The sequence below is a fragment of the Pseudomonas sp. H1_F01 genome (genome assembly GCF_054681425.1).
This window is the reverse complement of sequence record NZ_CP162823.1, coordinates 1,723,304-1,746,138: the sequence shown is the minus strand read 5'-3', so window position 1 is coordinate 1,746,138 and position 22,835 is coordinate 1,723,304. Positions and strand designations below refer to the sequence as shown.

General features: G+C 59.3%; 23 protein-coding genes and 1 pseudogene. 12 read left to right on the top strand and 12 right to left on the bottom strand.

The window, feature by feature from the left end; genetic code table 11:
* Positions 1–141: 141 nt before the first annotated feature.
* The 6 genes from AB4O09_RS07990 to colR form a co-directional block, all read right to left on the bottom strand.
* Positions 142–1,364 (bottom strand): IS3 family transposase gene (locus AB4O09_RS07990; protein WP_085983254.1). Its coding sequence is split into 2 segments (ribosomal slippage): positions 142–1,013 and positions 1,013–1,364, totalling 1,224 coding nucleotides; the frame shifts between segments, so codons are not numbered across the junction.
* 106 nt (positions 1,365–1,470) lie between these two features.
* A complete protein-coding gene (locus AB4O09_RS07985) occupies positions 1,471–1,698 on the bottom strand; it encodes a hypothetical protein (protein ID WP_013694093.1) in 228 nt (75 codons plus the stop codon).
* Between the two features lie 2 nt (positions 1,699–1,700).
* Positions 1,701–2,411, bottom strand: coding sequence for a lipopolysaccharide kinase InaA family protein (locus AB4O09_RS07980; RefSeq protein ID WP_003204903.1), 711 nt, complete (start codon positions 2,409–2,411; stop codon positions 1,701–1,703).
* A 4-nt stretch (positions 2,412–2,415) separates the two neighbouring features.
* Positions 2,416–3,084, bottom strand: coding sequence for a class I SAM-dependent methyltransferase (locus tag AB4O09_RS07975; RefSeq protein WP_003204905.1), 669 nt, complete (start codon positions 3,082–3,084; stop codon positions 2,416–2,418).
* Between the two features lie 128 nt (positions 3,085–3,212).
* Complete coding sequence (locus tag AB4O09_RS07970; protein WP_013694094.1) at positions 3,213–4,490, bottom strand: sensor histidine kinase; 1,278 nt, start codon at positions 4,488–4,490, stop codon at positions 3,213–3,215.
* Positions 4,480–5,163, bottom strand: a complete 684-nt coding sequence (gene colR, locus AB4O09_RS07965) for a two-component system response regulator ColR (RefSeq protein ID WP_003204909.1) — start codon at positions 5,161–5,163, stop codon at positions 4,480–4,482. The genes AB4O09_RS07970 and colR overlap by 11 nt, the downstream gene beginning before the upstream one ends.
* A gap of 208 nt (positions 5,164–5,371) precedes the next feature.
* Between colR and AB4O09_RS07960 the strand changes: the two genes are divergently transcribed.
* Both AB4O09_RS07960 and AB4O09_RS07955 read left to right on the top strand, forming a co-directional pair.
* Complete coding sequence (locus AB4O09_RS07960) at positions 5,372–7,321, top strand: LTA synthase family protein (RefSeq protein WP_039013778.1); 1,950 nt, start codon at positions 5,372–5,374, stop codon at positions 7,319–7,321.
* Positions 7,322–7,374: 53 nt separating this feature from the next.
* Positions 7,375–8,118, top strand: coding sequence for a phosphatase PAP2 family protein (locus AB4O09_RS07955; protein ID WP_028237360.1), 744 nt, complete (start codon positions 7,375–7,377; stop codon positions 8,116–8,118).
* 212 nt (positions 8,119–8,330) lie between these two features.
* On the opposite strand, the gene groL is transcribed toward AB4O09_RS07955, so the two are convergent.
* The 4 genes from groL to AB4O09_RS07935 form a co-directional block, all read right to left on the bottom strand.
* Positions 8,331–9,974: a chaperonin GroEL gene (gene groL / locus AB4O09_RS07950; protein WP_003204912.1), complete on the bottom strand. Its 1,644-nt coding sequence runs from the start codon at positions 9,972–9,974 to the stop codon at positions 8,331–8,333.
* A 50-nt stretch (positions 9,975–10,024) separates the two neighbouring features.
* Positions 10,025–10,318: a co-chaperone GroES gene (locus AB4O09_RS07945; RefSeq protein WP_003204913.1), complete on the bottom strand. Its 294-nt coding sequence runs from the start codon at positions 10,316–10,318 to the stop codon at positions 10,025–10,027.
* A gap of 244 nt (positions 10,319–10,562) precedes the next feature.
* A complete protein-coding gene (locus AB4O09_RS07940) occupies positions 10,563–11,039 on the bottom strand; it encodes an FxsA family protein (protein ID WP_003204915.1) in 477 nt (158 codons plus the stop codon).
* A gap of 66 nt (positions 11,040–11,105) precedes the next feature.
* Positions 11,106–11,837 (bottom strand): HugZ family pyridoxamine 5'-phosphate oxidase, encoded by a 732-nt coding sequence (locus AB4O09_RS07935; protein WP_003204917.1) that lies wholly within the window; start codon positions 11,835–11,837, stop codon positions 11,106–11,108.
* Between the two features lie 167 nt (positions 11,838–12,004).
* Here AB4O09_RS07935 and AB4O09_RS07930 point away from each other — a divergent pair, with 167 nt between their 5' ends.
* A complete protein-coding gene (locus tag AB4O09_RS07930; protein WP_003204919.1) occupies positions 12,005–12,763 on the top strand; it encodes an SDR family oxidoreductase in 759 nt (252 codons plus the stop codon).
* A gap of 158 nt (positions 12,764–12,921) precedes the next feature.
* On the opposite strand, the gene apbC is transcribed toward AB4O09_RS07930, so the two are convergent.
* Positions 12,922–14,016, bottom strand: coding sequence for an iron-sulfur cluster carrier protein ApbC (apbC, locus tag AB4O09_RS07925; protein WP_043042808.1), 1,095 nt, complete (start codon positions 14,014–14,016; stop codon positions 12,922–12,924).
* Between the two features lie 322 nt (positions 14,017–14,338).
* Here apbC and metG point away from each other — a divergent pair, with 322 nt between their 5' ends.
* From metG to AB4O09_RS07885, 8 genes are all read left to right on the top strand, one after another.
* Entirely contained in the window at positions 14,339–16,384 is a 2,046-nt protein-coding gene (gene metG / locus AB4O09_RS07920) for a methionine--tRNA ligase (protein ID WP_003204922.1), read from the top strand.
* 130 nt (positions 16,385–16,514) lie between these two features.
* Positions 16,515–17,087 (top strand): Rnf-Nqr domain containing protein, encoded by a 573-nt coding sequence (locus AB4O09_RS07915; protein WP_003204924.1) that lies wholly within the window; start codon positions 16,515–16,517, stop codon positions 17,085–17,087.
* Complete coding sequence (gene rsxB, locus AB4O09_RS07910; protein ID WP_363808975.1) at positions 17,084–18,103, top strand: electron transport complex subunit RsxB; 1,020 nt, start codon at positions 17,084–17,086, stop codon at positions 18,101–18,103. Before AB4O09_RS07915 ends, rsxB begins: the two co-directional genes overlap by 4 nt.
* Entirely contained in the window at positions 18,090–19,076 is a 987-nt protein-coding gene (locus AB4O09_RS07905; protein ID WP_444758503.1) for an RnfABCDGE type electron transport complex subunit D, read from the top strand. The genes rsxB and AB4O09_RS07905 overlap by 14 nt, the downstream gene beginning before the upstream one ends.
* Positions 19,073–19,684, top strand: a complete 612-nt coding sequence (locus tag AB4O09_RS07900; protein WP_013694099.1) for an RnfABCDGE type electron transport complex subunit G — start codon at positions 19,073–19,075, stop codon at positions 19,682–19,684. The genes AB4O09_RS07905 and AB4O09_RS07900 overlap by 4 nt, the downstream gene beginning before the upstream one ends.
* Positions 19,677–20,210 carry an Rnf-Nqr domain containing protein gene (locus tag AB4O09_RS07895; RefSeq protein WP_003204933.1) on the top strand — a complete coding sequence of 178 codons (534 nt, stop codon included), beginning with the start codon at positions 19,677–19,679 and terminating at the stop codon, positions 20,208–20,210. Before AB4O09_RS07900 ends, AB4O09_RS07895 begins: the two co-directional genes overlap by 8 nt.
* A complete protein-coding gene (gene nth / locus AB4O09_RS07890; RefSeq protein ID WP_003204935.1) occupies positions 20,207–20,845 on the top strand; it encodes an endonuclease III in 639 nt (212 codons plus the stop codon). The genes AB4O09_RS07895 and nth overlap by 4 nt, the downstream gene beginning before the upstream one ends.
* 107 nt (positions 20,846–20,952) lie before the next feature.
* A complete protein-coding gene (locus AB4O09_RS07885) occupies positions 20,953–21,135 on the top strand; it encodes a PA3496 family putative envelope integrity protein (RefSeq protein ID WP_003204937.1) in 183 nt (60 codons plus the stop codon).
* A gap of 55 nt (positions 21,136–21,190) precedes the next feature.
* Here the strand turns inward: AB4O09_RS07885 and AB4O09_RS07880 are convergent, their stop codons facing one another.
* The gene (locus AB4O09_RS07880; protein ID WP_003204939.1) at positions 21,191–21,817 is read right to left on the bottom strand and encodes a response regulator transcription factor; all 627 of its coding nucleotides are present in this window, start codon (positions 21,815–21,817) and stop codon (positions 21,191–21,193) included.
* 470 nt (positions 21,818–22,287) lie between these two features.
* Here AB4O09_RS07880 and AB4O09_RS07875 point away from each other — a divergent pair.
* A pseudogene (locus AB4O09_RS07875) lies at positions 22,288–22,545 on the top strand (hypothetical protein); the annotation flags it as partial.
* Positions 22,546–22,835: the final 290 nt, after the last annotated feature.

Below are 22,835 nucleotides of genomic sequence, written 5' to 3'. Positions count from 1 at the left end.
GCCCGCGATGAAGGTGATGCGGTCTTCCAGGAATCGGGGCGACTGTTTCGCGAGCAAGCTTTGCTCCCACAAAATCCCCTCGCCACAATGGTTTTTCTGCAGTCTGTCTAGTCCTGAAATAGGTTTACACCTGTTTCAGTCTCAAAACGCCCGATGCACCGCATCGGGCGTTTTGTATTTCAGGGACAGATGAGGTCGCTTACGGTTATAGGTTTCTATCGATTCCTCAACCATGCGCTTGGCTTGGGCAAGGTCTTTGGGACGGTGTAAAAGAAATTCTGTTTTCAGAATCCCATTCACTCGTTCCGCTAGAGCATTTTGGTAGCAGTCGTAGCCATCAGTCATCGAACACCTGACGCCATGTTTGGCGTGCAGCTTTTGGTAGAGATCAGAGCAGTATTGCGAGCCCCGATCTGAGTGATGTACCAACGGTTGATTGGTTCTTCGGTGGCGAAGAGCTTTCGTCATCGCCCGGATGACTGACTCGGTATGCAGGCTTTCATGCACGTGATGGCCGACTATTTTGCGCGAGAACGCATCAGTGACCAGACTTACGTAAGCGACGCTTTGCTCGGTCGGTAAGTAGGTTATATCCGCCACCCAGACCTGTTCCGGGCCGGTCGCAGTGACCTGGTCAGGGCCGGGCTTGAGCCGATTCGGATGTCGACGGAAGCGATGATGGCTGTCGGTCGTCTTGTGATAAGCGCGTTTGCGTGGGACCAGTTGTCGATGATCCCGCAAAATATCGAACAACCGATCTCGGCCTACCGTTTGCGTCAGTTCAGGTTCGGATTGCATAAGGCCATGCAGCTTGCGGGTGCCCAACCGGGGCATTTCAAGGCGTGTCTCCAGCACAAACCCCAGCACCTTTTGCGCGTGGCTGGCTTGCGCGTCGTAAGCTCGATTGCGCTTGTAATACGCCTGCCGTGAGATGCCCAGAAACTGGCAAGCCCTGGTGACACTCAGGCCTTCGATTTGCCCTTGGGTGAGGACTTGCCGGATCGCTTTTTTACGACAGAAACACCGTAATCGTTCTTTAGTACGTCAACGACAGCTTCAAAAAATTGGGCTTTCTGGTTGGCAAGGGCCAGCTTTTCCTCCAGCTCCTTGATTCGCTGCTCTGGTGTCAGCGGCAAATTTGGCTCGGCCATCGGTCGGTTCCTCTGGGCACGAATGGAGGCGCCTTGGCTCCAGTCCTGCCGTCCATGCTTGCGTAACCACACCAACACAGTCGACCGGCCCTGGATCCCATAACGCCGTTGAGCCTCTTTATAACTCAGTTCGCCCTTTTCAACCTGATCGACGACCGCCAATTTAAAGCTCAGCGTGTAATCACGCTGACTGCGCTTTTTTCCTGAATCCATTGGTTCCTCCTGAGGATAGGTCAGAAGGTGTAAACCTTATTCAGGACGAGACAGTCAAAAATAAAGGCCTCGCACAAGCGAGGCCTTTATTTTGGCTTCATGTCTCTCAACTTTGCGGCCTCATCCCCTGGGACAGGCTGAACATGAACAGCAGCAGGTCATTGTCCGGTCGGATCGTCTCGCTGACCTTTGCCACGCGCGGCAAAGGACAATGCGCATCAGCATTGGAAGCACTGAGGATCTGCGAGCGTGGCTGTTCCCACACAGCCACCGCCATCGATGCAACTGCCAGGGCTCCGACTAAAAACAAACCTCTAGCAATTTCTAATTTCATCGCTATAAACCTTTGATAGCGCTGCCAAACGCCGCCTCGTAAAAGTAGACGAGTTTTTTCCAGTCAGCGTCGCTGAACGACGAGTGGCGCCGCAACTGCTTCAGGTCATGGGATGCCGCACGGTGGGCGGTCAGACGCTGGCGACACTTCTCAAAATCGAGCAAAGCCACTTCAGCCTTGGCCGCCTCGCCCTCTCCGGTCACGCGCACAAAGACATGCTTGATGTAGATACAGCCATGTTGCCAGCGCCCCATGTGCATGCGCGCCAGATTTTCAGCCAGACCCAGGAGGATTTGATCGTGCACCGCTTCGCCATGGCGCTCGCGGCCACCTGCGGCATACCAGTGCTCGATCTCTTCAAAGCCTTCCAGCGCCTGGGTCACCAGCAGCGCACGCCACTTGTGAACCGGGTCCCGCTGGGCGCCACAGAAAATGAGCTGGGGGACGCGAACACCCAATCGGGTCAACGCCAGGAGTGCGTCTTGCTCGCGCAGCACAGTCGGTCGACCGAACGGGTGCAACCAACTGCGATAAATATGTCCGGTCTGACGCTTGGCATAAAGCAGCTTGCCGTCCTTGCTCTTGATCCGTTGCACGCCGCTTTCACCGCCGCGACGCACATTGGGTTCTTCCACCCACTCACCCTGCTGACTCCAGAAATGTTCGAAGTCGTCGTGAAGAATCGTTGATGGTTCTGCTGCCTGTACACCCATGCCTTTACCTCTTGCGTAATACATAAACTCGCCACATGGCATAGAGCGGTAGAAAATCCAGTCGTTCCTGAATACGAAACCCTGCCTGCCGAAACTCCTCCTCTACTGTAGCAACCGGTAACACAAATCGATTCTGGTAGTCTTTTTGCCCACGAGTGCGCTCCTGGCGCTTGCGTTTCCAGGCCTTGAAATTGCCATCAACCCATAACGAAACGATCACGCTGTCGCGGCTGACACGCTGGAATTCCCTAAGAATCGCCAGTCGATGCGCGGGTTCACCGATGTGGTGCAACAGGCGCATGCAAAAAATGCTATCGACGGCGTTATCAGGCAAGGCGATGTCGAACGCAGAAGTCTGCAAGGGTTGTACCCGTTTCACCACATCGGCCGGTTGAGCCTCCATTGCGGTCTTGAGCATGGCCTCGGAATTGTCCGCGCCGATGATGACCCGGTTCGGTTTTTCGGCCAACAAGGACCAGAATCGCCCGGCACCGCACGGCAAATCCAATACCAGGCCTGGATCACCCACGAGCGCCAATGCCCGGCGGGCCAGTTGCTGGTCTCTTAGGTTGGAAAGACGGCGACTCAAGCTGCCTCGATGCTTATGAAAATACTTCTTGGCGTGCTGCTCGTCGTATTTCTCGGAAAAATCGAGTTTGATAGGGTCGGGCATTGATGGGGGCCTCCATGTCTGAATAGCCCCCACCTTATGAATTGATATGTCAGGGTCAGGTCGTCACTTTGTGAAAAGTTTGTCATGTACATGACCGAATCATTACAGGATTTTTCCAACCTAAGCGATCATACCTTCGGATTCAACTCCACCTCGAAACGGCAACCGTTGGGCTCCATCGTGCTGAGACTCACCGTCCAGCCCTGGTTCTCGCAAATCCGTTGCACCAGTGACAGCCCCAACCCCAGCCCCTCGCCGCGCTTTTCGTTGCCGCGCACGAATGGCTCGAACATCGCCTCGCGCTTCTCCTCCGGGATGCCCACGCCACTGTCCTCGACCACGAAGCCGGTCGCAGACAACGAGAGACGGATGAACCCCTGGTCGGTGTAGTGCAAGGCATTTCGCAACAGGTTGCCCATGACGGCAGTCAGGAAAGTGGCGTTATACAGGGTGTCGAGGGTTTGTCCTGGTTCGAAGATCAGCGTCAGGCCTTTGGATTCGATGGGGTCGCGCCACACTCCGAGGAGATTTTCGGCCACCTGTGCAAGGTTCGACCGAGGCGACATGCCGTTGTCGTCGCGCTGTGCCCTGGCGAGCATCAGGAAGGTCTGCACCAGTTCGCGCATCTCTTCACTGGCCCTGTTGATGCGCTCGACCTGGGTGCGACCACGCAGGTCCAGTGCCGGGTTTTCCAGAAGCAATTCGCAGGAGGTCGCCAAGACCATCAACGGTGTGCGCAATTCATGGCTCACGTCGCTGGTGAACAATCGTTCGCGGGTCAGGGCCTGGCGCAAGCGCCCCAGTGTTGCGTCGAACGCCACGGCCAGTTCACCCACTTCATCGGCGGCATAATCCGGGGCCAGCGGCGGAGCCAGGCCCAGGAGCTGGTCGCGATGGCGCACTTGCCGGGCCAGGCGAACCACCGGCGCCATCACTCGGCGTGCCAGGACCCAGCCCAAAAATACCGCCAGCGCCAGGCTGAGCACAAAGCCCACCAGCACCACGGCGAACAGCACCCGCTCGCGCTCCTCGAAGTCGCTCTGGTCCTGCAGCAACACGTAATGCCGGCCATCAACGATCTCGACCATGGCGTGATACGACAACTGCTCGCGAAACACTTCGTGAAAACCACGCTCCAGATGGCGCAGGTCCTTGGGCAACTCGAAGTCACCTGGGCCACCGCTGAAATAAAACAACTGGTCGGGTTCCGGGCGATGGTGCCAGTCCGAGACACTGTCCATCAACAGCAAGCGCTGCAGATCGCCGCCAAGCCCGGCGGAGATCAGTTTTTCTTCGACCAGGTGGACCGTCGCCACGATGCCCATGGCGAAAGCGCCAGCCACCAATGCGCTCATCAGCGCAAAGGCGATGATGATCCGTTGGGCGAGGCTCTGCTTAAACTCCATCGCGGCCCTCGGCCAAGCGATAGCCGACGCCGTGTACCGTGTGCAACAACGGCTTGTCGAACGGCTTGTCGATCACTTGGCGCAGTTGATGGACGTGGCTGCGCAGGCTGTCGCTGTCCGGACAATCATCGCCCCACAACGCTTCTTCGAGGATTTCGCGGCGCAGCACGTGAGGGCTTTTCTGCATCAATACCGCCAGCAGCTTGAGGCCTACGGGGTTGAGCTTGAGCAGCTTGCCTTCACGCGTCACTTCCAGGGTATCGAGGTCGTAGCTCAGGTCGCCGACCTGCAAGGCACGGCGGCCACCACCCTGGGACCGACGCATGACAGCTTCGATCCGCGCCGCCAGTTCCGACAGGGCAAACGGTTTGATCAAGTAGTCATCGGCCCCGGACTTGAAGCCCTGCAGCCGGTCGTCCAACTGGTCCCGGGCGGTCAGCATGATCACCGGCGTATCGAGCCGGGCGTCTTCGCGCAGGCGCTTGCACAAGGTGTAGCCGTCGATGCCCGGCAGCATGATGTCGAGCACGATCAGGTCGTAGTGTTCGGTCGCGGCCAGGTGCAACCCCGACAAACCGTCCTGGGCACAATCGACGGTGTAGCCCTTGAGCCCCAGGTAATCGGCCAGGTTGGCCAGGATATCGCGGTTGTCTTCGACCAATAGAATTCGCATGGGCACCTCTGTGTACACAGTTAACGGCCATCTTGGCCCGCGCAGCTTACGGCCAATGCCGATTCAGGGCTAGGGCTGGAGGCTGCGGAAAATCGACGCCTACCGTACATCAGCTTTTAATGGTTTTTTCACTATCGATTCACAACCTGACTACAGTGAGGTAGCAAGACTCTCGCGCTATCGGATTGATATATAAGGAAAGTAGTAAATGGACTTTATCAAAGCAGCGCCCATGCGCGTTCTGCTGCTGATCACCAGTACCTGGCTGGCAGTGTTTTTCCTGACCCGAACCGTTCTGCTGCTCACTCACCTGGATGAGGCCGGAGGCATCGCGTTTTCCGTGTTTGGCACCGGGCTGCTGTATGACCTGGGGTTCCTCGCCTATGCAATCTTGCCGATGGGGCTGTATCTGCTGCTTTGCCCTCCAGCCCTATGGCACCGTCGCGGTCACCGCTGGTTTCTTCGGGGGCTGCTGACGGTCAGCGTGTTCGTCATGCTGTTCACCTCGGTCGCCGAATGGCTGTTCTGGGATGAGTTCGGCGTGCGTTTCAACTTCATCGCTGTCGACTACCTGGTCTATTCCGATGAAGTGCTGAACAACGTCCTGGAATCGTATCCAATCGGCCCCCTGTTGACGACTCTTGCGGTACTGGCCGTGGGTTTGAGCCTGGCGTTGGGTAAACCGTTCAATGCCGCGCTGGCCGCCCCATTGCCCCCCTTGCGCGGACGCCTGCTCAATGCATTAGGCCTGTTGGCTGTCGCTGGCCTGAGCCTGCAATGGCTGAGCCAGGATGCGCCCCGCGCCCAGGGTGGCAATGCCTACCAGAACGAACTGGCGAGCAACGGTCCATATCAGTTTTTCGCGGCGTTTCGTAATAACGAATTGGACTACGGACAGTTCTACAGCAGCCTGCCCCCGGCGACCGTCGCCCAGCAGATACGTGCCGAACTGAGCGAGCCCAATGCGCGCTTCGTCGGTGAGGATCCACAAGATATCCGTCGAATGATCGACAGCCCCGGCACCGCCCGTAAACCGAACATCGTGCTGGTGACCATCGAAAGCCTCAGCGCCAAATACCTGGGCAGCAACGGTGATCAACGCAACTTGACGCCCAACCTGGACGCCTTGCGCAAACAGAGCCTGTATTTCAATAACTTCTATGCCACAGGCACCCGCACCGATCGAGGCCTGGAAGCCATCACCCTGGCCATTCCGCCTACTCCGGGACGCTCGATCGTCAAGCGCATTGGCCGGGAAAGCGGCTTCGCCAGCCTTGGCCAGCAGTTGAACGCGGTCGGCTACGACAGCGTGTTTGTCTATGGCGGGCGCGGTTACTTCGATAACATGAACGCGTTTTTCAGCGGCAACGGCTATCGAGTTGTCGATCAAACCAGCGTCGATGAATCCGAGATCCACTTCAAGAATGCTTGGGGCATGGCCGACGAGGACCTGTACAAACAGACGTTGAAGTTGGCCGATGCCAATTACGCCAAACAGCAACCATTTTTATTGCAGTTGATGACGACCTCCAACCACCGCCCCTACACCTATCCGGATGACCGGATCGACATCAAGTCCGGCAACGGCCGGGATGGGGCAGTAAAATATACCGACTACGCCATTGGTCAGTTTCTGGAGCAAGCACGGCAGAAACCGTGGTTCGATAACACCCTCTTCGTTTTCGTCGCTGACCACACCGCCGGCAGCGCTGGCAAGGAAGACCTGCCGATCAGCAATTACCAGATCCCGTTGTTCATCTACTCGCCGAAGCTGATCGAACCACGAGAAAGCGCCCAACTTGCCAGTCAGATAGACCTCGCACCCACCTTGCTCGGTTTGCTGAACATGGATTACCAGTCGACGTTCTTTGGTCGCGACCTGTTGCAGGACAACCCGTTGCCGCCCCGCGTCGTTGTAGGTAATTATCAGCACCTGGGCCTGTTCGACGGCAAGGATCTGGCAATCCTCAGTCCACGCCAAGGCCTGCGACGGCATGACGATGCACTGACCGAAAGTCGCGAATCCCGGGCGAACAGCGAAGACCCTCTGATCAGCCGCGCCATCACGTATTACCAAACCGCCAGTTATGGCTTCAAGCAACAGCTGCTTGGCTGGAAAGCACCCAAGGAGGGGGCCGAGCAAGTCAGCGAACGTTAATCGAACTGCCCCAGGCTGATGCCCTGGGGCGATTTCTTGGTCCTGGATCCGTCATGCAATCAAGCGTTCTACGCCCTACCCCTCGCCCGCTAAACTTCTGGTTGTGCCTCACAGTTCCCATCGTTGCGGCAATCACTCTGGTTTTGCTGGAGTGGACCGACCTGGACATGGATTTGGCCCGATTGTTCTATGACCCGGCCACCGGCTACTTCATCGGACGCCACAGCTTTTTCCTGGAAGACATCCTGCACGATCGAGCCAAAGAGGCGGTCATCGTGTTCTCCGTGCTGGCGATCTTGGGATTCATCAGCTCGTTCTTCATCACCCGGCTCAAACCGTTCAAGCGGGAATTGGGCTGCCTGGTGCTGTCCCTGGCACTGGCGACGTCCTTCGTCACGCCGATGAAAGCGGTGACGGCAGTGCAATGCCCCTGGAGCCTGAAGGAGTTCGGCGGCAAGGAAACCTATAGCGAACTGCTCAGCCCGCGCCCGGCCACGGACAAACCCGGTCGATGCTGGCCCGGCGGTCACGCCGCCACCGGGTTCACCTTGTTTGCGCTGTTCTTCGTCCTGCGCGACCGTCGCCCACGCCTGGCCCGCCAGGCCTTGATATTCGCCTTCACGTTGGGAACGGTGTTCTCCCTGGGGCGGATGATGCAAGGAGCGCACTTCTTTTCCCACAACGTGTGGACCGCAGTGTTCTGTTGGCTGATCAGCCTGGGGTGCTACTACTACATCCTGTACCGACCGGCCGTCATGACCGATCGCGTGGCGTTGAGCCAGCCTTCCAACGCCTGACAACGCCCCGGACAAACCCTGTGGGAGTAAAGCTTGCTCGCGATCGCAATGGCAGCTTCAGCATCCCGGCAAGCTGACCCACCGCAATCGCGAGCAAGCTTTGCTCCCACAAAGACAGCTGGGTCCAGCTCAATGCCGGGATAAACCCAAGGCAATAAAAAACCCCGCCTGCTTTCGCAGGCGGGGTTTTTCGCTACAGGGGTAAGGCTGGCTTACATCATGCCGCCCATGCCACCCATGCCGCCCATGTCTGGCATACCGCCGCCAGCTGGAGCGTCTTCCTTGATTTCAGCGATCATCGCCTCGGTGGTGATCATCAGGCTGGCAATCGACGAAGCCGCTTGCAGAGCCGAACGAGTCACTTTGGCTGGGTCCAGGATACCCATTTCGATCATGTCGCCGTATTCGCCGGTAGCAGCGTTGTAACCGTAGTTACCCGTACCCTGCTTGACCTTGTCGACCACAACGCTTGGCTCGTCGCCGGAGTTGGCAACGATCTGGCGCAGCGGGGCTTCTACAGCGCGACGCAGCAACTGGATGCCCACGTTCTGGTCATCGTTGTCGCCTTTCAGCTCGGAGATAGCCTGCAGAGCGCGAACCAGTGCCACGCCGCCGCCAGGTACCACGCCTTCTTCGACGGCTGCACGGGTAGCGTGCAGGGCGTCTTCAACGCGGGCTTTCTTCTCTTTCATTTCAACTTCGGAACCGGCGCCAACCTTGATCACTGCAACGCCGCCGGACAGCTTGGCCAGGCGCTCTTGCAGTTTTTCACGGTCGTAGTCGGACGAAGTGTCGGCCACTTGCTGACGGATCTGCAGAACGCGAGCCTGGATGTCAGTCTCGACGCCGGCACCGTCGATCACGGTGGTGTTTTCCTTGGACAGGATCACGCGCTTGGCGTTACCCAGGTGCTCCAGGGTGGTGCTTTCCAGGCTCAGGCCGATCTCTTCGGAGATAACGGTACCGCCGGTCAGTACGGCGATGTCCTGCAGCATGGCCTTGCGACGGTCGCCAAAGCCTGGAGCCTTGACGGCTGCGACTTTAACGATGCCGCGCATGTTGTTCACAACCAGGGTCGCCAGGGCTTCGCCTTCAACGTCTTCAGCCACGATCAGCAGTGGGCGGCCGGCTTTGGCAACGGCTTCCAGCACTGGCAGCATTTCGCGGATGTTGGAGATCTTCTTGTCGACCAGCAGGATCAGCGGACCGTCGAGCTCGGCAGTCATGGTCTCTGGCTTGTTGACGAAGTACGGGGACAGGTAGCCACGGTCGAACTGCATGCCTTCTACAACCGACAGTTCGTTTTCCAGGCCCGAGCCTTCTTCAACGGTGATCACGCCTTCTTTACCGACTTTTTCCATGGCTTCGGCAATGATGTCGCCGATGGAGTTGTCGGAGTTGGCGGAGATGGTGCCGACCTGAGCGATTGCCTTGGTGTCAGCGCATGGCTTGGACAGGGCTTTGAGCTCTTTGACAATGGCGATGGTCGCCTTGTCGATGCCGCGCTTGAGGTCCATAGGGTTCATGCCGGCAGCGACGGCTTTCAGGCCTTCGTTGACGATCGATTGAGCCAGGACGGTAGCGGTGGTGGTGCCGTCGCCGGCGTCATCGTTGGCACGAGAGGCAACGTCTTTGACCAGTTGCGCGCCCATGTTTTCGAAGCGATCTTTCAGCTCGATTTCTTTGGCTACGGAAACGCCGTCCTTGGTGATGGTCGGAGCGCCGAAGCTCTTCTCGATGATCACGTTACGGCCTTTCGGGCCGAGGGTCGCTTTTACTGCGTCAGCCAGGACGTTGACACCGGCGAGCATTTTCTTGCGGGCGGAATCGCCGAATTTAACTTCTTTAGCAGCCATGATCGATATTCCTTAAATACTTTGTAGTAACGGGAAAATGGGCGGGGGAATCAGCCTTCGAGGACAGCGAGGATTTCGTTCTCGCTCATTACCAGCAGGTCTTCGCCGTCGACTTTCACTGTGTTGCTGCCGGAGTAAGGGCCGAACACAACCTTGTCACCCACTTTCACGGCCAGCGCACGTACTTCACCGTTTTCCAGTGCCTTGCCTGGGCCTACAGCGAGAACTTCACCGTGGTTGGCTTTTTCAGCAGCCGAACCTGGCAGGACGATACCGCCAGCGGTTTTCTTCTCTTCTTCGCTGCGACGGATGACGACGCGGTCATGCAGAGGACGAAGCTTCATTGTCGATCTCTCCTAATTTTTGGTTTTCATCGGCCGGTGTAGTCCCGGCGGGTTTAACAAAGCCGGCGGAGCCGGGTGCGGTTCGTCAGTCGAACCGCGGAAGTCTGTCCGGTGTCACCACCGGAAACCTTGCGGTGACCGTTACATAAGGGCGCACAAGTGGATTACAAGGGTGGGGACAGAAAATTTTTTACTCCATGCCACCAAAACGAGCACGGCGCCCGAAGGCGCCGTGCTGATGGTTTTACTTGGAGTCGCGGTGTTCGAACTCGCCTTCGATCACGTTGGGCTCGCGGCCCACAGGCTCTCGCGGAGCCGGACCGCCACGGGGCTGGAGGTCATCGGCGAAAGCGCGCTGACGAATCGCCTGCTCTTCGGCGCGCTGGCGCATTTTATTGGCCAGCAGCCTACGGGTGAACGGCAACAGCATGACCAGGCCCAACACGTCGCTGATAAAGCCTGGCAGGATCAACAGACCGCCACCCAGGGCCAGCATCAGGCCTTCGAGCATGGTCTGGGCGGGCAGCTCGCCGCGGTTCAGGCTTTCACGGGCACGCAATGCCGTGGCGAGGCCGGCGATACGCAGCACGAACACGCCGAGCATCGAGCCGAGAATGACCAGCAGCAGGGCCGGGAAAAACCCGATCGCACCGCTGACCTTGACGAATATGAACAGCTCCAACACCGGGAACAGCAGAAAGAGCAATAAAAAAGGGCGCATCAAATGGTTCCTCAACGCAAGAATACCTTGCTATGAAACCCTAAATGACGTCGCCCTTTCGTGAATTCAAGCGTCGACCTCGGCATTTTTCGGCCATTGCTCGGCGTGAGCCAGATAAACCAAGGCTTCGCGCACTTGTGTCGGGGTGTTGCAAGGCGTTGGAAACCCCAGCCAGTGCAGGCCCTGGCCAATACGCAAGTGCATGCCCTCGCTGTCGATACCCGCCAGTTGTGCCGGTTCGCTTTTCGGCAGGCCGGTCAATTCCACGTAATGGGCGATGGCCTTGGCGTGATCGGCATTCATGTGCTCGACCATGCTGGCTTCGGCTTTGCCAGCGAAGGGATTGGCCAGGGTGAGCTGGTCGATCCAGTGGATGGCGCCAAAGCCGCCGATGTAGCGATGGCGCACCGGCTCGAGCACCCAGAAGTCGAAATCATGGGCCTTATGGTAGTTCTGCGAATCAGGGAAATAGCGGTAGTAACGCTCGGCGGCAGCCTCGATGGCGGCGCTGTCTTCGAGTTTGCGGGCCTCGGCCAGGTAGGTCAGGCGCCCCACGGCCTGCACATCCTCGGCGCCCCGCTCGCCCACCAGCATCGAACACTTGGGGTCTTTCTGCAGATTGTGGGTGTGCTGGGCGATACGGCTGATCAGGATCAGTGGCCGACCTTGTTCGTCCAGGCAATAGGGCACCACGGAGCCGAACGGAAAGCCGGGCATGGATTTGGAATGAGTGGAGAGCACTCCACGGTACTCCTTGAGCAGCAGTTCCCGGGCATGCTTGGCAGCTTCAACGCTCAATTTATGACTCCTTTAATAAAATCCGTCTAGAAAACGGTCAGGCGACTGGAGTAATGTTCCGACACACCGATAGGACAGTTCTCGTGTGCAACCGGGCTACACCGTCGCAAATCGAGAGACGTCCCAAAAAGTCTCCCCCTTCACCGCTGCGCCACCTGGACATGAGCATGCAACTCACTGACAAAGTAATCATTATCACCGGCGGTTGCCAGGGTCTGGGCCGCTCCATGGCCGAGTATCTCGCGGGCAAAGGCGCGAAGCTCGCCCTGGTGGACCTCAACCAGGAAAAACTCGACCAGGCGGTTGCCGCGTGTGTAGCCAAGGGCGTCGAGGCCCGGGCGTATCTGTGCAACGTGGCCAATGAGGAGCAGGTCAGCGACATGGTCGCCCGGGTCGCCGAGGACTTCGGCGCGATCCACGGCCTGATCAACAACGCCGGGATCCTGCGCGACGGCCTGCTGCTCAAGGTCAAGGACGGCGAAATGACCAAGATGAGCCTGGCCCAGTGGCAGGCCGTGATCGACGTCAACCTCACCGGTGTATTCCTGTGCACCCGTGAAGTGGCGGCGAAAATGGTCGAGCTGAAGAACAGCGGCGCCATCATCAATATCTCGTCGATCTCCCGCGCCGGCAACGTCGGCCAGACCAACTACTCGGCCGCCAAGGCTGGTGTGGCCGCCGCCACCGTGACCTGGGCCAAGGAACTGGCACGCTACGGCATCCGTGTCGCTGGCATCGCACCGGGTTTCATTGAAACCGAGATGACCCTGGGCATGAAGCCCGAGGCCCTGGAAAAAATGACCTCGGGGATTCCGCTCAAGCGTATGGGCAAGCCTGAGGAGATTGCTCATTCGGCGGCGTATATCTTCGAGAACGACTACTACACCGGTCGGATCCTGGAGATGGATGGCGGGTTGCGGATCTGAGAACCTGCACACAGTCAATGTGGGAGCGAGCTTGTGGGAGCACAGCTTGCTCGCGATGAGGGCGTCACATACAACACATCTGCTGGTTTTAAAACCGCTATCGCGAGCAAGCTGTGCTCCCACAGGCTTGCTCACACAATGGATCGCATTTCAGCCGATCAATCGTCGCTCATGGTGATGTTCGGCATCGCTGGTGACGCAGCCTCTTGCAACACGATCCGCGCGCCCACGTGGCGGGCCAGTTCCTGATAGACCATGGCGATCTGGCTGTCCGGTTCGGCGATGACCGTCGGCTTGCCGCCGTCGGCCTGTTCGCGGATCAGCATCGACAGCGGCAGCGAAGCCAGCAATTCGACGCCGTACTGGGTCGCCAGTTTTTCCCCGCCACCTTCGCCGAACAGGTGCTCGGCATGCCCGCAGTTCGAGCAGATGTGCACGGCCATGTTCTCCACCACGCCCAGTACCGGGATGTTGACCTTGCGGAACATCTCCACGCCCTTGCGCGCGTCCAGCAAGGCCAGGTCTTGAGGCGTGGTGACGATCACCGCACCGGCCACCGGGACTTTCTGCGCCAGGGTCAGCTGGATATCGCCGGTGCCCGGAGGCATGTCGATCACCAGGTAATCCAGGTCACTCCACGCGGTTTGCGTGACCAGTTGCAGCAAGGCACCGGAAACCATCGGCCCGCGCCAGACCATCGGCGTGTTGTCGTCGGTCAGGAAGGCCATGGACATGACTTCCACGCCATGGGACTGGATCGGCACGAACCACTTCTGGTCCTTGACCTGCGGCCGGGTGCCTTCGGCAACACCGAACATGATGCCTTGGCTCGGGCCGTAGATGTCTGCATCGAGAATCCCGACCTTCGCCCCTTCACGGGCCAGGGCCAGGGCCAGGTTGGCCGCGGTGGTGGACTTGCCCACGCCGCCCTTGCCCGAGGCCACGGCGATCACGTTCTTGACGTTCGCCAGCCCCGGCACCTGCGCCTGGGCCTTGTGAGCGGCGATCACACTGGTGATGTCGACTTTGGCGGCGCTCACCCCGTCCAGGGCCTCGATCGCCATTTGCAGCATCTGCGCCCAGCCGCTCTTGAACAGGTCGGCGGCGTAGCCGATTTCCAGCTGGACACTGACGCGATCGCCCTGGATGTCGATGGCGCGCACGCATCCGGCGCTGACCGGGTCCTGGTTCAGGTAGGGGTCGGTGTACTGGCGAAGGACGGCTTCCACCGCTGCGCGATTGACGGCGCTCATGGGCAACTCCGATAGCAAGACTTGAAAACAGGCCGCTATCCTACGCCGCGCATGCTTTTGTGGCGACCCGATTAAAGGCGACGAATGCTCCCGCTGTGTGGGAGCAAGGCTTGCCCGCGATGCGGTCGATGCGGTCTTTCAGAAATCGAGGCGCCTGTTTCGCGAGCAAGCTTTGCTCCCACAATCCCCTCGCCGCAAGTTGTGCCTGGCTTGATCCTTGCGCCGCTCCCGGCAATGCATCCATAAACAGCCCCGAAGGGTGAAAAAAAGCCGCCAGCGCTTTATAGTGGCCGACCTCCGTTTCATCAAGTAGCCGAGCCCCATGTCCGAGCCACGCAAGATCCTCGTCACCAGCGCCCTGCCCTATGCCAATGGTTCGATTCACCTCGGCCATATGCTGGAGTACATCCAGACCGATATGTGGGTGCGCTTCCAGAAGCATCGCGGCAACCAATGCATTTATGTCTGCGCCGACGACGCCCACGGTTCGGCCATCATGCTGCGCGCAGAAAAGGAAGGCATCACCCCGGAACAACTGATCGCCAACGTCCAGGCTGAACACAGCGCCGACTTTGCCGAGTTCCTGGTGGACTTCGACAACTTCCACTCCACTCACGCCGAAGAAAACCGTGAGCTGTCGAGCCAGATCTACCTGAAACTGCGTGACGCCGGGCACATCGCCACCCGTTCGATCACCCAGTATTTCGACCCGGAAAAGAAAATGTTCCTGGCCGACCGTTTCATCAAGGGCACCTGCCCGAAATGCGGCACTGAAGACCAGTACGGCGATAACTGCGAAAAATGCGGCGCCACCTACGCACCGACCGACCTGAAAGACCCGAAATCGGCGATTTCCGGGGCAACGCCGGTGCTCAAGGACTCCCAGCACTTCTTCTTCAAGCTGCCGGACTTCCAGCAGATGCTGCAAGCCTGGACCCGCAGTGGCACCCTGCAGGACGCCGTCGCCAACAAGATCGCCGAATGGCTCGATGCCGGCCTGCAGCAATGGGACATTTCCCGCGATGCGCCGTACTTCGGCTTCGAGATCCCCGACGAGCCCGGCAAGTATTTCTACGTCTGGCTGGACGCACCGATCGGCTACATGGCGAGTTTCAAGAACCTCTGCAACCGCACGCCGGAGCTGGACTTCGACGCGTTCTGGGGCAAGGATTCCACCGCCGAGCTGTATCACTTCATCGGCAAGGACATCGTGAACTTCCACGCGCTGTTCTGGCCCGCCATGCTCGAAGGCGCCGGCTTCCGCAAGCCGACCGGCATCAACGTCCACGGCTACCTGACCGTCAACGGCCAGAAAATGTCCAAGTCCCGCGGCACCTTCATCAAGGCGCGGACCTACCTGGACCACCTGTCCCCGGAATACCTGCGCTACTACTACGCGGCCAAGCTCGGCCGCGGCGTCGACGACCTGGACCTGAACCTCGAAGACTTCGTGCAGAAGGTCAACTCCGACTTGGTGGGCAAGGTCGTCAACATTGCCAGCCGTTGCGCCGGGTTCATCCACAAGGGCAACGCCGGGGTCCTGGTCGCCGGCAATGCCGCGCCGGAACTGACCGATGCCTTCCTGGCGGCCGCGCCAAGCATCGCCGACGCCTACGAGTCCCGCGACTTCGCCCGTGCCATGCGCGAAATCATGGCCCTGGCCGACCGCGCCAATGCCTGGATCGCCGACAAGGCGCCCTGGTCCCTGGCCAAGCAGGAAGGCAAGCAGGACGAAGTCCAGGCAATCTGCGCCCTGGGCATCAACCTGTTCCGCCAACTGGTGATTTTCCTCAAGCCGGTGCTGCCGCTGCTGGCTGCCGATGCCGAGGCGTTCCTCAACGTCGCGCCACTGACCTGGAACGATCACCAGACGCTGCTGAGCAACCATCAGTTGAACGCGTTCAAGCCGTTGATGACCCGTATCGACGCGACCAAGGTGCAAGCCATGACCGACGCCTCCAAGGAAGACCTGGCCGCCAGCCAGACCGACACCGGCGCGCCTGCCGGGAACGGCGAACTGGCCAAGGACCCGCTGTCGCCGGAAATCGACTTCGACGCCTTTGCCGCCGTTGACCTGCGCGTGGCGCTGATCGTCAAGGCCGAGGCCGTCGAAGGCGCCGACAAGCTGCTGCGCCTGACCCTGGACATTGGCGACGAGCAACGCAACGTGTTCTCCGGCATCAAGAGTGCCTACCCGGACCCGGCCAAGCTCGAAGGCCGGTTGACGATGATGATCGCCAATCTCAAGCCGCGCAAAATGCGCTTTGGCATCTCCGAAGGCATGGTGATGGCGGCAGGCCCCGGCGGCGAGGAAATCTACCTGTTGAGCCCTGACAGCGGCGCCAAGCCGGGCCAGCGGATCAAGTAACGCTACCGCTTGCTGCACCGATCCCACAGTCGCCTTGCAGGTGGCTGTGGGATTTTCATATCTGGCCCACGCCCCCGGCGTGCCGGATAATGCCTAATCTTGTAACAAGCCCTTTGTCGCCAACGCACCCATGACCGAAATCGTCCTCACGCTGTTCAGCGCTGCCCTGATCAACAACCTGGTGTTGCACTGGCCGCTGGGCGTCGATCCGCTGCTGGCGGTCAACGGCAGGAAGCAGGTACACGCCCTGGGCCTGGCGACGGCATGCCTGATGCTGATCGTCGGCACCCTGGGCTACCTGATCGATCATGGGCTGCTGGTGCCGACCAACCTGGTCTCGCTGCGCCTATTGGCCTGGCTGTCCTTGAGCGTATTGCTGATCGGCCCCTTGCTGCGCCTGCTGGCCCGCTGGCGGCCGACAATGCCGTTCGAGGGGTTGTGGCCGCTGTTGCTCGGCAATGCCGGCATACTTGGCGTCACGCTGCTCAACGGCCAGCATGACCGAGACCTGGGCTACGCCATCGCCCTGAGCCTGGGTGCCGGACTGGGGTTCTGGCTGGTGCTGAGCCTGTTCGACGATCTGCGCCAGCGCACCTTCAATAACGATATTCCCCTGCCCTTTCGGGGCCTGCCGATTCAGTTGATCAGCGCCGGACTGATGGCGGTGGCCTTTCTCGGATTGCGCGGGCTGGTCAAAACATGAGCCTGATTCAACGTATCGACGCCCTGCTGCCGCAGACCCAATGCGGCAAGTGCGGCCACCCCGGGTGCAAGCCCTACGCCGAAGGCATCGCCCAGGGCGAGCCGATAAACAAATGTCCGCCCGGGGGGCGCGAAACCATCGCCGCCCTGGCCGAGCTGATGAAAATACCGGTGGTGGAGCTGGACACCAGCCGCGGCGTGGCCCCGGCGCAAGTCGCCTTTATCCGTGAAGCCGAATGCATCGGTTGCACCAAGTGCATCCAGGCCTGTCCGGTGGACGCGATTGTCGGCGCCGCCAAGCTGATGCACACCATCCTCATCGACGAATGCACAGGCTGCGATCTGTGCGTGGCGCCCTGCCCGGTCGATTGCATTGAAATGCACCCGCTGCCGACGGCAAACGTGCTGCCGATCGTCGGCGGCCTAGCCTTCAGCGTCGAAGAACAACTGGCGCGAACCGCCAAGCGCAATCATGCCCGGCGCCGCTTCGAACAACGCAATGCGCGCCTGCGCCGCGAAGAAGAACAGCGCCAGGCCGAACGCCTGGCTCGAACCCAACGGGCGGCCCAGGCCCAAACCCAGGACCCGGCACTCGATCCCGTACAAGCCGCACTGGAGCGCGTTCGCGCGCAAAAAGCCGCCACGGCCGATGCAGCCTTGAAAAAAGCCAAGGTCGACCTGGCCATGAGCCGGGCACAGCTGAACAAATCCTTGAAAGCGTTCGGCCACCCGCCAACCTTTGAGCAGCAATCGCAACTGATCGTGCTGCAACGCCAGTTCGAAGCGGCCGAACAGGCCCTGAGCCAACTGGAAAATGCCGCACCCGCCCCCGCGGCCGCGCCAGCCCCTGCACCGACGCAAAACGCCGAGCTGAAGCGAGCCAAGATCCAACTGGCGATGCGCCGCGCCGAACTCAGCAAAGCCCGCGCAGCTACGGCATCGGATGAACAACTGCAGGCATTGGAACACGCGGTGAAGGATGCCGAACGCCAGGTGGACGCCCATGCCGCCTCTTGAGCCAGTGGACGAACGGCTGCGCCAGGCGATGACGCGAGTGTTGCTGGCGACGCTGCCCGGCGTGCTGGCGTTGCTGTGGTTCCATGGCTGGGGCGTGGCGCTCAACCTGCTGTTGTCCGGCGCCACTGCGCTGGCGGTCGAAGCGTTGGTGCTGCGCTTGCGACGCCGGCCACTCAAGCCCGACCTGAACGATGGCAGTGCGCTGGTCAGTGCCACGCTGCTGGCCCTGGCCTTGCCGGCCTATTGCCCCTGGTGGCTGACCGTCACGGCGACCGCCTGCGCCTTGCTGTTGGGCAAGCACCTGTGGGGCGGCGTCGGCAGCAACCCGTTCAACCCGGCAATGCTCGGGTACGCCCTGGTACTGGTGGCGTTTCCTTCCCAGATGAGTCACTGGCCGGCGCTCCACGGCATGGGCCTGTCTGAAGGCTTGCAGCAGGTATTCGGCGCTCATCCGGCGCCCGATGCCTGGGCCGGGGCGACCGCACTGGACAGCCTGCGAATCAACACGAGCCTGACCGTCGATGAACTGTTCGCCAACGATCCTGCGTTCGGGCGTTTCGGTGGCCGGGGTGTCGAATGGGTCAACCTGGCCTTCCTGGCGGGCGGTCTGTTTCTGCTGCAGCAACGGGTGTTCAGTTGGCATGCACCCGTGGGCATGCTGGTGAGCCTGTCCGCCGTCAGCCTGCTGTGCTGGAACGGTTCGGGTTCCGACTCCCATGGCTCGCCGCTGTTTCATCTGTTCAGCGGCGCAACCATGCTCGGCGCGTTTTTTATCGCGACCGAACCGGTCTCGGGTGCCAAGGCCCCTCTCGCCCGCCTGCTGTTTGGCGCGGGCATGGGACTGCTGGTCTATCTGATACGCACCTGGGGTGGCTACCCCGACGGCGTGGCGTTCGCGGTGTTGCTGATGAACCTCGGCGTGCCGGCACTGGAGCGGTTTGCCGAGGCGCGACAACGGCGGCCGCTGACATGAACAATCCCCTCGGCGTGGCAATCCTGACCTTGTTGATCGGCCTGGGTATCGGTGCCACTTACCTCACGCACCTCGGCACCGCCGGGCGTATCGAGACCCAGCAGCAAGCACTGGCGAACAGGGCCTTGCTCGAGGTGCTGCCCACCGACCACTATGATAACCAGCCGTTGGCGCACCCCGTTGTCACAGCCTCGGTGTCCCTGGCCCATAGCACGCTGCTGGGCGGCTACCTGGCGACTCGCGGCGGCCACCCCAGCGCCGTGCTGCTTCGTAGCCAGGCGCTGGGCTATGAAGGCAGCATCGAATTGCTGGTCGCCGTCGATCCACAGGGGCGGTTGCTGGGCGTCAAGACCCTGCGCCAATCCGAGACACCCGGATTGGGAGCAGCGATTGCCGGCTGGCCGAACGCCTGGTTGCAGACCTTCACGGGTAAATCACGCCAGGCGCCTGATGACAGCGGCTGGGCCTTGAAAAAGGACCAGGGCCAGTTCGATCAACTGGCAGGCGCGACAGTGACGTCCCGGGCAGTGCTCCAGGCTGTTCACGATGCGCTGCGTTACTTCGACGAGCACAAGGCCCAGTTGATGGGGGTGGCAGCCAATGAATAAGCCATGGGGACTGACACACGGCCTGCTGCTCGTCCCATTGGTCGGCGCAAGCGACTCGCTGGTTGGCGCGCTGGGGTTATGGCTCGCCTGGGCCGTGGTTCTTTTCAGCCATGGCTTGGCAATGGGGCTTGTCCGGCAACGCCTGACAGCCTGTCAACGGCTGCTCGCCGCCATCGTATTGGCCGCTACCCTGACCACCTGCATTGGCCTTGTCGCCCAGGCCTGGGTGCTGGAATTGTATCGACCGTTGAACCTTTACGCTGGCTGGATCGCCCTGAGCTGCGTCGCGCTGGAGCATGAGGGTTTCTTCGTTGAATCCCGCTGGCTCGGACGCCTCAGGCTGGCCGGGCTGTTTGGCCTCTTGATGATCAGCCTCGGTGCCGTGCGTGGGCTGATCGGCAGCGGCCTGCCCCTGGCCTTGCTCGCCCCCGGCGGGTTCATTCTGCTCGGGCTGCTGCTGGCGGCTCGACAGGCCTGGACGGCCGCCAAACCCCATTCATCCGTTGAGGAAACGCCGCGCCCATGAACGCCGCAAAACGCCTGGAAATATTTCGTCGCCTTCACGAGGACAACCCGGAACCGAAAACCGAACTGGCCTATTCCTCGCCGTTCGAGTTGCTGATCGCGGTCATCCTGTCAGCCCAGTCCACCGACGTCGGCGTCAACAAAGCCACGGCCAAACTGTTCCCGGTGGCCAATACGCCGGAGGCCATCTATGCCCTGGGCGTCGAAGGACTGTCCGAGTACATCAAGACCATCGGGCTGTTCAACAGCAAGGCCAAGAACGTGATCGAGACCTGCCGCCTGCTGATCGAGCGCCACGGCAGTGAAGTCCCGCAGACTCGCGAAGCGCTGGAAGCCCTTCCGGGGGTCGGCCGCAAAACCGCCAACGTCGTGCTCAATACCGCGTTTCGGCAGTTGACCATGGCGGTCGACACCCACATTTTCCGCGTCAGCAACCGCACCGGGCTGGCCCCCGGCAAAAACGTGGTGGAGGTCGAGAAGAAATTGATGAAATTTGTTCCCAAGGAATTCCTGCTGGACTCCCATCACTGGCTCATCCTTCACGGGCGTTACGTTTGCCTGGCGCGCAAGCCTCGCTGCGGCAGCTGCCGAATCGAAGATTTATGCGAATACAAGCACAAGACCTCCGACGATTGAGACGCTATTGCTTTTATCGATCCATCGATTGAAAAAATCTTTTTTACCCGCCCGTGGTTTATCGATATAAGGAGCGCCAATGGCAGTCTTAGCCTGGAGTCGAACCCATGAGTGCTGGCAAAGAACAACTGGATGTAGAAGACGAATTCATCGCCGCTGAAGCCGACGACGTCGAACCTGTGGTCGTGGAAGTGGCGAAAACCAACCTGAGCAAGCGCCGCACCATTGATAACCTGCTGGAAGAGCGTCGCCTGCAGAAACAACTGGCCGATTATGACTTTGACCTCTGACACGTAAAAGCCTCCCTGATGGAGGCTTTTTACTGAGTACGCGTGACCCGAAAACTCACACCAAGCCATTGCGCTGCGCCAGTTCGATCAGGTCGACCAGCGAACGGGCATTGAGCTTCAATAACAGGCGCGTCTTGTAGGTACTGACGGTCTTGTTGCTCAAGAACATTCCATCGGCGATCTCCTTGTTGGTCTTTCCGCGCGCCAGTTGCTGCAAGACCATCATTTCCCGCCCCGATAATCGATCGACCATATCGGACTCACTGGCATTACCCAGACTCGACCGCACCGTATGCAATGCCTGGTTGGGAAAGTAACTGTAACCGGAAAGTACCGCCTTGATTGCACTCAGTAACTCAGTGAGATCCTGTTGCTTGCATACATACCCGGCCGCCCCCGTCTGCATGCAACGCATCGAAAAATGTCCCGGTGCCTGGGAAGTCAGCACCAACACTTTCATGGGTGAAGGAATGGCCGTCAGGCGAGCGATGACTTCCAATCCGTCCAGCTTCGGAATACCGATATCGAGAATGACAATATCGGGCATAAGTTCGCGAGCAAACTGTAACGCATCAACGCCATTATCGGTTTCGGCAACGACTTCATAACCATGACGCTCCATCAGCAAACGTACAGCAAGACGAATGACGGGATGATCATCCACGATCAGCACTTTATTCATGGGCAAATCCAACTTCGCTGTTCGAATTTTTAGAGCACGCACAATAGCCTAGTCATTTCTACCTTGGCATGCTGCCCCCCCCTGAACGCTCGCATCGAGAGACAGAACCTACAAGCTATACAGAATATTCCTACAAATCGCCGCAAAAAAAATGTGTCATGGATTTTTTTAAAGAGAAGGAATGGCCGTTCTTAACAATCCCGAAACCCTATGAACAATGCGCTCTTTCACCGCCATACCCACCTGCAGGCAGCCTACTGAAAAGCGCTTTATTCATAGAAAGTAACTGAATTATTTACTGTCAAAACTGACTTCCACTCACTTAAGGAAGGGAAATTCATATATAAAACACACTCAGACGCCTAATATTCAACATGGCCGGCCATTGCGCCTTCGCCTATATTTCATTAGGCATGGACTGCCACTTTCCAACTCACTCTCCGAGCACAAGTATTCCATGAGCATTAACCATGAACAAACCGTTGAAGACCATAACCAACCCCATGACCCTCATCGCCATATTCGCAACTTTATCCGAAACTTCCGCAGCGATTTCCCTGCCCTTTCTGGATGACCAGGATCGTGAATACTATCTCTGGTTCCTGATCAGCTTTCCTTTTTATCTATTGCTGCTTTTTTTCATAACGCTCAACTTCAATTATCGCTCCTTGTATTCGCCTTCGGATTTTCGCAAGAGCAAACATTTCATAAAGACCATGGATGATTCGCCCTGTCGACGCAAACGACAGCTACGTCGGGCGGAGGACGTCAAGGAACGGCTGGTCATACGTCTTCATCGACGCAGGCGCGAACCAGACAGCCTTTGTATCGTATGCAGCCAATCGAAACGCCCGATCGAACCCCGTCGATCAAGACATTTGAAGCAAGCCAGCATCGTCGTGTACGTCATCTACAGCAACGCAGGCCTGGCAACGCAAGGGCAGGATGAATGAGCGACCGAGGGCAGCGCCGCAGCAAGGGTCACACAAAAAAAGAGCAAAAAAAACGGCCTGCTCAT